Origin of the sequence: Sphingomonas mali NBRC 15500 (assembly GCF_001598415.1) — a bacterium.
GTDB classification, from domain to species: Bacteria; Pseudomonadota; Alphaproteobacteria; order Sphingomonadales; family Sphingomonadaceae; genus Sphingomonas; species Sphingomonas mali.
Genome location: NZ_BCYX01000030.1, coordinates 38,139 through 45,837, shown reverse-complemented (window position 1 = coordinate 45,837; position 7,699 = coordinate 38,139). Strand labels below are relative to the sequence as shown.

General features: G+C 65.2%; 10 protein-coding genes and 1 tRNA gene. 8 read left to right on the top strand and 3 right to left on the bottom strand.

The window, feature by feature from the left end; genetic code table 11:
• The first annotated feature begins 92 nt into the window (after window positions 1–92).
• Genes SMA01S_RS18055 through SMA01S_RS18035 form a run of 5 tightly spaced genes read left to right on the top strand, consistent with a single transcriptional unit; the run spans window position 93 to window position 2,797 of the window.
• Window positions 93–395 (top strand): YggT family protein, encoded by a 303-nt coding sequence (locus SMA01S_RS18055; protein ID WP_066825638.1) that lies wholly within the window; start codon window positions 93–95, stop codon window positions 393–395.
• Complete coding sequence (locus SMA01S_RS18050; RefSeq protein ID WP_369405676.1) at window positions 335–691, top strand: DUF167 domain-containing protein; 357 nt, start codon at window positions 335–337, stop codon at window positions 689–691. The genes SMA01S_RS18055 and SMA01S_RS18050 overlap by 61 nt, the downstream gene beginning before the upstream one ends.
• Complete coding sequence (gene folD / locus SMA01S_RS18045; RefSeq protein ID WP_066825635.1) at window positions 688–1,563, top strand: bifunctional methylenetetrahydrofolate dehydrogenase/methenyltetrahydrofolate cyclohydrolase FolD; 876 nt, start codon at window positions 688–690, stop codon at window positions 1,561–1,563. Before SMA01S_RS18050 ends, folD begins: the two co-directional genes overlap by 4 nt.
• Window positions 1,560–2,174 (top strand): hypothetical protein, encoded by a 615-nt coding sequence (locus SMA01S_RS18040; RefSeq protein WP_066825632.1) that lies wholly within the window; start codon window positions 1,560–1,562, stop codon window positions 2,172–2,174. The genes folD and SMA01S_RS18040 overlap by 4 nt, the downstream gene beginning before the upstream one ends.
• Entirely contained in the window at window positions 2,171–2,797 is a 627-nt protein-coding gene (locus SMA01S_RS18035) for a MarC family protein (protein ID WP_066825629.1), read from the top strand. Before SMA01S_RS18040 ends, SMA01S_RS18035 begins: the two co-directional genes overlap by 4 nt.
• 125 nt (window positions 2,798–2,922) lie before the next feature.
• Here SMA01S_RS18035 and SMA01S_RS18030 read toward each other — a convergent pair whose 3' ends face one another.
• Complete coding sequence (locus tag SMA01S_RS18030; protein ID WP_245649324.1) at window positions 2,923–4,719, bottom strand: AcrB/AcrD/AcrF family protein; 1,797 nt, start codon at window positions 4,717–4,719, stop codon at window positions 2,923–2,925.
• 280 nt (window positions 4,720–4,999) lie between these two features.
• Here SMA01S_RS18030 and SMA01S_RS18025 point away from each other — a divergent pair, with 280 nt between their 5' ends.
• Both SMA01S_RS18025 and SMA01S_RS18020 read left to right on the top strand, forming a co-directional pair.
• On the top strand, window positions 5,000–5,380 hold the full coding sequence (locus SMA01S_RS18025; RefSeq protein WP_084250412.1) for a GtrA family protein: 381 nt from the start codon (window positions 5,000–5,002) through the stop codon (window positions 5,378–5,380).
• Between the two features lie 34 nt (window positions 5,381–5,414).
• Window positions 5,415–6,146, top strand: coding sequence for a class I SAM-dependent methyltransferase (locus SMA01S_RS18020; protein WP_066825625.1), 732 nt, complete (start codon window positions 5,415–5,417; stop codon window positions 6,144–6,146).
• A 43-nt stretch (window positions 6,147–6,189) separates the two neighbouring features.
• Here the strand turns inward: SMA01S_RS18020 and SMA01S_RS18015 are convergent, their stop codons facing one another.
• Both SMA01S_RS18015 and SMA01S_RS24890 read right to left on the bottom strand, forming a co-directional pair.
• Window positions 6,190–7,305, bottom strand: a complete 1,116-nt coding sequence (locus SMA01S_RS18015; protein WP_084250411.1) for a glycosyltransferase family 2 protein — start codon at window positions 7,303–7,305, stop codon at window positions 6,190–6,192.
• An 11-nt stretch (window positions 7,306–7,316) separates the two neighbouring features.
• A complete protein-coding gene (locus tag SMA01S_RS24890) occupies window positions 7,317–7,463 on the bottom strand; it encodes a hypothetical protein (RefSeq protein ID WP_169803389.1) in 147 nt (48 codons plus the stop codon).
• A 97-nt stretch (window positions 7,464–7,560) separates the two neighbouring features.
• Between SMA01S_RS24890 and SMA01S_RS18010 the strand changes: the two genes are divergently transcribed.
• Window positions 7,561–7,635 (top strand) — tRNA-Thr (locus SMA01S_RS18010).
• Window positions 7,636–7,699 lie beyond the last annotated feature (64 nt).

Genomic DNA, 7,699 nt, shown 5'->3' with positions numbered 1-7,699 from the left:
GGGTCAAACCCACGTCATCACGCTCCAAGGGCTGTTCGCGGCCGGTTCGTTCCTATATCGATCCGGACAGGGCCGCACGTCCGGAGACAACATTGATTACCATCCTCAGTATCCTGCAGGTCCTGCTGACCGTCGCGCAGTGGATCATCATCATCCAGGCGATCCTGTCCTGGCTCATCTCGTTCAACGTCATCAACACGCACAACGACACCGTGCGCGCGATCTGGACGGCGCTCGATCGGATCACCGAGCCATTCTATCGGCCGATCCGGCGCATCATGCCCGATTTCGGCGCGCTCGATCTGTCGCCGCTGGTCGTATTGCTGATCATCTGGTGCATCCAGATCGCGATCGGGCGGCTGGCCTTGTGGTGGGTCGGCGCGGGCGCGCTCTGAGCGGCTGGCGCACGACACCCGACGGAATCGAGATCGCGGTGCGCGTGACGCCGCGATCGTCACGCAATGAACTTTCGCCGGGCTCCGGCCATGTGGTGGCGCGGCTCACCTCGCCTCCAGTTGACGGCGCCGCCAACGTCGCGCTGATCGAGCTTGCCGCGAAGCATTTCGGGGTAGCGAAGCGGGAAGTCCGGCTGATCGCCGGTGATCGCGCCCGGTTGAAGCGGCTGGCGATCGCCGGCGATGCCGAAGCGCTGGCGAAGATCGCCGCCGCGCTCTATCAGGCCGAGCCATGACGGCGAACATCATCGATGGGAAAGCGTTCGCGCTGGGATTGCGCGAGCGCGTGGCGCAACAGGTCGCGGTATTCCGTGAAGCGACAGGGCGCGCGCCCGGGCTCGCGGTGGTGCTGGTCGGCGAGGATCCGGCGTCGGCGGTCTATGTCCGCAGCAAGCACAAGGCGACCATCGGCGCAGGAATGGTGAGCTTTGAGCACAAGCTTTCCGTGCACACGTCGCAAGACGATTTGCTGGCATTGGTCGACCAGTTGAACGCCGATCCCGCTGTGGACGGCATCCTGGTCCAGTTGCCGCTGCCCGGGCATATCGACGAGCGCGCGGTGACGACGCGGATCGATCCCGACAAGGATGTCGACGGCTTCCACCCGGTCAATGCCGGACGGCTGGCGACAGGGCTTTACGGCTTTGTGCCCTGCACGCCGCTTGGCTGCCTGATGCTGCTCAAGGATCAGCTCGGCGACCTCGCCGGGCTCGACGCGGTGGTGATCGGGCGGTCGAACATCGTCGGCAAACCGATGGCGCAGCTCCTCATCAAGGAAAGCTGCACCGTTACCGTCGCGCATTCCAAGACCAAGGACCTGTCGAGCGTGGTCAAGCGCGCCGACATCGTCGTGGCGGCGGTCGGCCGGCCGGAAATGGTCAAGGGCGAGTGGATCAAGCCCGGCGCGACGGTGATCGACGTCGGCATCAACCGCACCGAACAGGGTCTGGTCGGCGATGTCGACTTCGCCGGCGCGCTGAGCGTCGCGGGGGCGATCACCCCGGTGCCGGGCGGGGTCGGGCCGATGACGATCGCGGTGTTGCTCAGGAATACGTTGGTGTCCGCGCATCGCCGCGAGAAGGTGCTGTACGACAAGGACGCGCTGTGATCCCGTTGCTGCTCATGCTGGCGGCATCGAGCGACGCACCACGCAGTGCGGCCGATGCCGAACGATCCTTCGCTCGTGATGCGCAAACCGACGGTCAGTGGACGGCCTTTCGCCGTTGGGCCGATGACGAGGCGGTGATGTTCCTGCCGCAACCAACCAGGGCGCAGACCTGGCTGAAAGATCGCAAGGACCCGCCCAATTCGGTCATGTGGTGGGCCGCCGACAGCTTTGTGTCTTGCGACGGCGGGCACGCGGCCAATACCGGGCCGTGGATCCGGGGCTGGGCCAAGGCCAACGGCTATTTCTCGACGATCTGGGCGCGACAGCCCGGCGGTGGGTGGAAATGGCTGGTCGATAGAGGCGATGCCTTGTCCAGCCCGCGCGCTGCCGGCGACCGGCCGCGTGTGACGCGCGCATCGTGCCGAGGCCATCCGACGACTGTCGCGTCAGTACGCTATCGCGATGGCGAAACCAGCGAAGGCCAATCCAATGATCGCACCCTCGCATGGCGCTGGCACGTCGCCCCGGATGGCGGGCAAAGCCTGGACGTGTGGCTTTGGGACGGCCACCGGATGAAGCTGGTCATTACCGACCGGACCGCTGCGGGATGATCGAGCTCTACCTCTCCGCGCTCGTCACCTTCTTCGTCGTCATCGATCCGCCCGGCTGCGCACCGATCTATGCCGGGCTGACGCATGGCGCGACGCCCGCGCATCGCCGATCGATGGCGATCCGCGCGGTGGTCGTTGCAGCGATCATCCTGTTCGTGTTCGCCGCGGTCGGCGAGGCGATGTTGAAGGCGCTTGGCGTCAGTCTGTCGGCGTTCCGCATCGCGGGCGGCATCATGCTGTTCCTGATCGCGCTCGAAATGGTGTTTGAGAAACGCACCGAGCGCCGCGAGGATCGTGCTGCCAAGGTCGCGCAGAGCCCCGAAGTCGAGGACGTGTCGATCTTCCCGATGGCGATGCCGATGATCGCCGGCCCAGGATCGATCGCCTCGGTCATGCTGATGATGAGCCGCAACCATGGTCTCGAGAAAGTGGCAGCGGTCCTCGCGGCACTAGCGACGATCCTGGCGCTGACTCTGGTGGCGTTGCTCGCCGCCGGCCCGTTGATGCGGTTGCTCGGGGCACGGATAGAGGCGGTCATCACCCGCATCCTGGGCGTGTTGCTCGGCGCGCTGGCGGTTCAGTTCGTGATCGACGGCATCCGGATCAGCCTGGGGCTGACCTAACCGGCCGCCCCAGCTCTTCTCTTAATCCGTCACCCCTCTAAATCCGTCACCCCAGCGAAAGCTGGGGTCTCGAGCGAAGGCGCGACGCGGCTTGAGACCCCAGCTTTCGCTGGGGTGACGAGGGGTTAGTTTATCCGGAACAACCTGAGCGGCGAATTCCTCGGCAATTCCAATGGCTGGAGGAATGGGAAAATCTCGCCCTTCGCCATGCGATCGTAGAAGCCGCCTGGGTTGCGCACGCGATAGATCGTCGATTCGGCCATGTTCGGGCAGATCAGCAGCAAGGTCGCGCCATGCTTCTTGGCGATCGCGCGGAACTGTTCGGGGCTGCCGCCGAAGGCATGCTGGACATCGAGGATGGCGTCGCCGTTGCGGTGATACGGGCCCGCCACCGCCTTGTGATGCGTGACGACGATGATCCGCGGGCCGAGATCGACGAAGCTGAAGATCGTCGCGCTGGGATATCGATTGAGTGGCGCGAGGCTGGTAAAGGAGGGGCATCGCGCACCGGCGCGGTTGATCGTCATCATCCGCGCGTCAGGCTTGTCGATCGGCAGGAATTTGAGCGACAGCCCGCTGAACATGCCCGAGGCTATCAACACCACCGCGACAGGCCCGATAACGCGGACGAGCATGTTGCGACTGTCGAGCAGCAACGGCACCGCGATCCAGATCAGCGCCGCCGCTCCGGGCACCGCGAGCAATTGCGCCGCCGGCCCGGCGCGCGTCTGCCACAACAGCATCAGGCAGGCGAACAAGGTGAACAAGGTCACTGCCGACCAGCCGACCATGTTGGGCGCGCGATCGTCGACGGCGCGCTTGGTGGCGATCGCGGCGCCGAGCAGGCCGATGATCGGCAAGGTCACGATCGGGAACGCCTGGCGGAACGGATGCTGATAGATCGGCTTGGCCTCGCGCACATTGTCGAGCCAATTGCGCACCAATTCGGGCGATACCTGTTCGGGCCGCCCCAGGCATTGCGGGAACAGCCAGGCGAAGCCCGCGGCGATCACCGCACCGGCGGTGACGGCGAGGCCGAGCCGCGCCCAACGCGACGCCGGGCTCAGCCAGGCCAGGACGAACAGCAATCCGCCCGCCACCAGCATCACGGTCAGATAGACCGGCGTCAGCGCGTCGCAGCGCATCACCGAATTGGCATAAGATGCGAACGCGCCGTAACCGAGCGCGGTGCCGCTCGCCAGGCTGACCCCATAGGCCGCGACCCGCCGTGCCTCGCCGCGATCCCAGATCCATTGCAGCGCGATGATCGCGCCCGCCATCGCGGCATAAGGCAGCATTTCCAGGCCGATCGAGATGCTGACCGCGCTTGCCAGTCCGACGATCACGCCGCCGCGCGCGCCCTTGGGATCGCACAGCCCGGCGACGGTCAGGCTGAGCATCGCCAGCTGCCAGCCATGATGATCGATGCGATCGGGCGCGAACATCAGCATCGTCGGCGTGCACGCGCAGACCAGCAACGCCATCGCCAGCGGCCAGGCATGCGGGCTGACCAGCCGGCGCACCGTCGCGCCCAGCCCGATAAACGCGATCGACAGCGGCAGCAGCGGCGCGATGCCGCACGCGACTCGCTCGGCCCAAAACGTGCCGATGAACGGGCGCAGGATCAGGATCAGCCCAGCGATCGGCAAGTCGACGATGCGGCTCCAATGGATGTCGAAGCCGCCCGGCGGATTGAGGTAATAATCGCGCAGGTCGTACCAGTCCTGCCCGTTGAGCAGCGCGCGGACCTGCATCAGCCGCATATTGTCGTCGGTATCGCCGAGCCCCAGCGACCGGATCTGCGGCCAGGCGGTGATGACATACCACAGGCCGACGATGAACCAGGCGAGCAGCGCGTATTTGATCCAGTGCCGATCGAGTTCAACGACCAGGTCGGACCACCAGCTTTCGATCTTGCTCAAAATGCTTCCCTCGCGCGTCGGGGCGCTTTAGGGCCTGTACCCGCGCCCGGCAACGGCCACGACGGAGCGAATTTTGGCGCATATCTAGGAGTGAGGAGGGATCGATGCCCTGGGCATCGTGACCGACGACCGGACGCGGAGATGCGTCAAAAGGCGCCCGAGCGAAGCGATCGTGGCCATTGCCGGGCGGGGGTACAGGCCCTAAGGCGGCGCCCACTCCCGGGGCAAGCGTGTGACGGCAATTCTCAAACAAATCGATACGTGGCGAGAGAGCGGGCTGATGGGCCAGCTGGTGCGCTTCGGTATCGCCGGCGGCCTTTCGACGCTAATCTATTCCGCCGTGTATCTGCCGCTCACCACCTGGGTGTTCCCCGCCGCGCACGCAGTCTATGCGGTCCCGTTCGCCTTCGCCGTCGCGGTGACCGCCGGCTTCTTCCTGCACAGCCGGTGGAGCTTCAAGGGACATGGCACGCGCCAGCCCGGCGGCACGCAACAGGTCAAGTTCGTCATGGTGCAGGCATCGGGCATGGGGCTCAACGCCGTGATCACCTGGGTCGGCACCGCGTTGCTCGGCTATCCGGCCTGGGCGCCGCTCTTGCCAGCGATCGCGCTGGCGACGATCTTCACGTTCATCCTCAATCGCTGGCTGGTGTTCGCCTGATGGCTCGCCCCCGAATATTGGATCGCCCCGAATAATGGACCGTATCGTTTACGACCGCATGGCGGAGCATGACTCGTCGCATTGGTGGTATGTCGCACGCCGCGACATCCTGCACGATTATGTCGCGCGCTACGCCGATCTGCCCAAACAGGCCCGCATCCTGGAGATCGGCTGCGGCACCGGGCACAATCTCGCGATGCTCCAGCAATTCGGCGATGTCGACGCGATCGAGATCGATCCCGCCGCCGCCGCGATCGCCAGCAAGCGGCTCAACAAGCCGGTCAGCAACGCGCCGCTGCCGACGCTGCCGGGGATCGAGCGCGGCGCCTATGACATGATCGCGGTGCTCGACGTGGTCGAGCATATCGACGACGATGTCGCCGCATTGCGCGCGATGAAGGATTGCCTGAAGCCCGGCGGCAAGATCCTGATCGCGGTGCCCGCGCACCAATGGATGTGGTCGGCGCACGACGTCGTGAACCACCATCATCGCCGCTATTCCAAGGCCAGCCTGAAAAAGGCGATCGAGGCGGCGGGGCTGGAGACGCGCAAGTTCGGCTATTTCAACTCATTGCTGTTCCCACTCGCCGCCGCGGCACGGGTGGCCGGGCGGTTGACCGGCCGCGACGACAGCGACGATTCGCCGCCGCCGGGACCGGTCAACAAATTGTTCGAGGCGATCTTCCGGCTGGAACGCCATATGGTCGGGCGCGTGCCGATGACGCCAGGCGTGTCGATCCTGACCCTGGCGGTGCCGAAGGGGTAATTTTCTCCCCTCCCGCTCGCGGGAGGGGTTGGGGGAGGGTCTGTTACTCGGCCGCCTTGGTATCGGGTACGGGCAACACACCCTCCCCTAGCCCAGCTTCAGGTGAACGATGCTCCGCATCGTTCAGGTCAGGCTGGGAGCCTGACCGACCTGAAGCTCGTAAACGGGAGGGGAATGCCTGATCGCGATCCTCCGCCCGATAGCCTAAGGTCGCCTTGCCCTGCACTGGCCCCGCCACGTCGGACACCAGATATAGCGGCCGCCGCTTCGACTCGACGTACAGCCGCCCGAGATATTCGCCGATCATCCCGAGCACGAACATCTGCACCGCGCCCAGCAGTACGACGATGAACGCGAGCGACGTCCAACCGGGCACCGCGCTCCCCGAGAAGAACCCGACCGCGATATAGATCAGCAGCAGAAACGACGCCCCGGTCAGCGCCAGGCCGACATGGCTGGCGAAGGTCAGCGGCTTGGTCGAAAAGCCGGTCATTGCGTCGAACGCGAGGCGCAGCATCTTCGACAGCGGATAATTGGTCTCGCCCGCGAACCGTTCGGCACGGTCATAGGGGAACGGCACCTGGCGGAACCCGATCCAAGCGACCATGCCACGGATGAACCGCGCCTGTTCGGGCAGCGCCAGGAACGCATCGAGCGCGCGGCGCGACATCAGCCGGAAATCGCCGGTGTCGAGCGGGATAGGCGTATCGGTGACGCGATCGAGCAGGCGATAGAAAGCCGCGGCGGTCGCCTTCTTGAACAGAGTCTCGCCTTCGCGCTTGCGGCGGACGGCATAGACCACGTCGGCTTCTTCTGCGGCCATCATCTTGCGCATGTCGCCGAGCAGTTCGGGCGGATCCTGCAGATCGGCGTCGATGATCAGGATCTGCTGGCCCGCGCAGAGATCGAGCCCGGCGGTCAGCGCGAGCTGGTGGCCATGATTGCGCGACAGGTTGATCGCGACGAGCCGCGGATCGCTTTGCGACAGCCTGCGCATGATCGACCAGCTGTCGTCCTTCGATCCGTCGTTGATCAGGACGAGCTCGTAATCCTCGCCGACCTCCGCCTTGGCGGCGGCGGTGACACGGCCGTGCAGCGTTTCGAGGGTCAGTGCCTCGTTATAACAGGGGACGACGATCGAGAGCTTGGGACGATTCATGGCGGTGCTGCTTAGTCGTCCGCGCGGTCCGCGTCATCGCCTTTCGTGGTTTCCACGGCTGCGCCCTCGCGCGCCTGCGCCTTGCGGCGGCGCAGATTGGCGCGCAATTGTTCGGCCAGGCGGGCGGCGCGGTCCGGTTTGTCGTTCTTGGCGGTCATCTTGGTGAATCGCCTAAACCCGTCCACCGCGCCTTGACAATATCCGGGTCGACGGACATAGGCGCGCCTCCGTCGGGGCCTTTGGTCCCGCGTGAGTGCTGCCGTAGCTCAGTGGTAGAGCGCATCCTTGGTAAGGCTGAGGTCGTGAGTTCAATCCTCACCGGCAGCACCATTTTCTAAACCCAGCTGAAATTCAGCTTGCGGGCGCGAACCGCGAGCAATGCCTGCGTCGGATT

Bases quoted from the DNA above. Each gene is read 5' to 3' on its own strand.
- SMA01S_RS18035 (WP_066825629.1), top strand. From the start codon at position 2,171: ATGATCGAGCTCTACCTCTCCGCGCTCGTCACCTTCTTCGTCGTCATC.
- SMA01S_RS18015 (WP_084250411.1), bottom strand. From the start codon at position 7,305: ATGAATCGTCCCAAGCTCTCGATCGTCGTCCCCTGTTATAACGAGGCA.
- SMA01S_RS24890 (WP_169803389.1), bottom strand. From the start codon at position 7,463: ATGACCGCCAAGAACGACAAACCGGACCGCGCCGCCCGCCTGGCCGAA.
- folD (WP_066825635.1), top strand. From the start codon at position 688: ATGACGGCGAACATCATCGATGGGAAAGCGTTCGCGCTGGGATTGCGC.
- SMA01S_RS18025 (WP_084250412.1), top strand. From the start codon at position 5,000: ATGGGCCAGCTGGTGCGCTTCGGTATCGCCGGCGGCCTTTCGACGCTA.
- SMA01S_RS18020 (WP_066825625.1), top strand. From the start codon at position 5,415: ATGGACCGTATCGTTTACGACCGCATGGCGGAGCATGACTCGTCGCAT.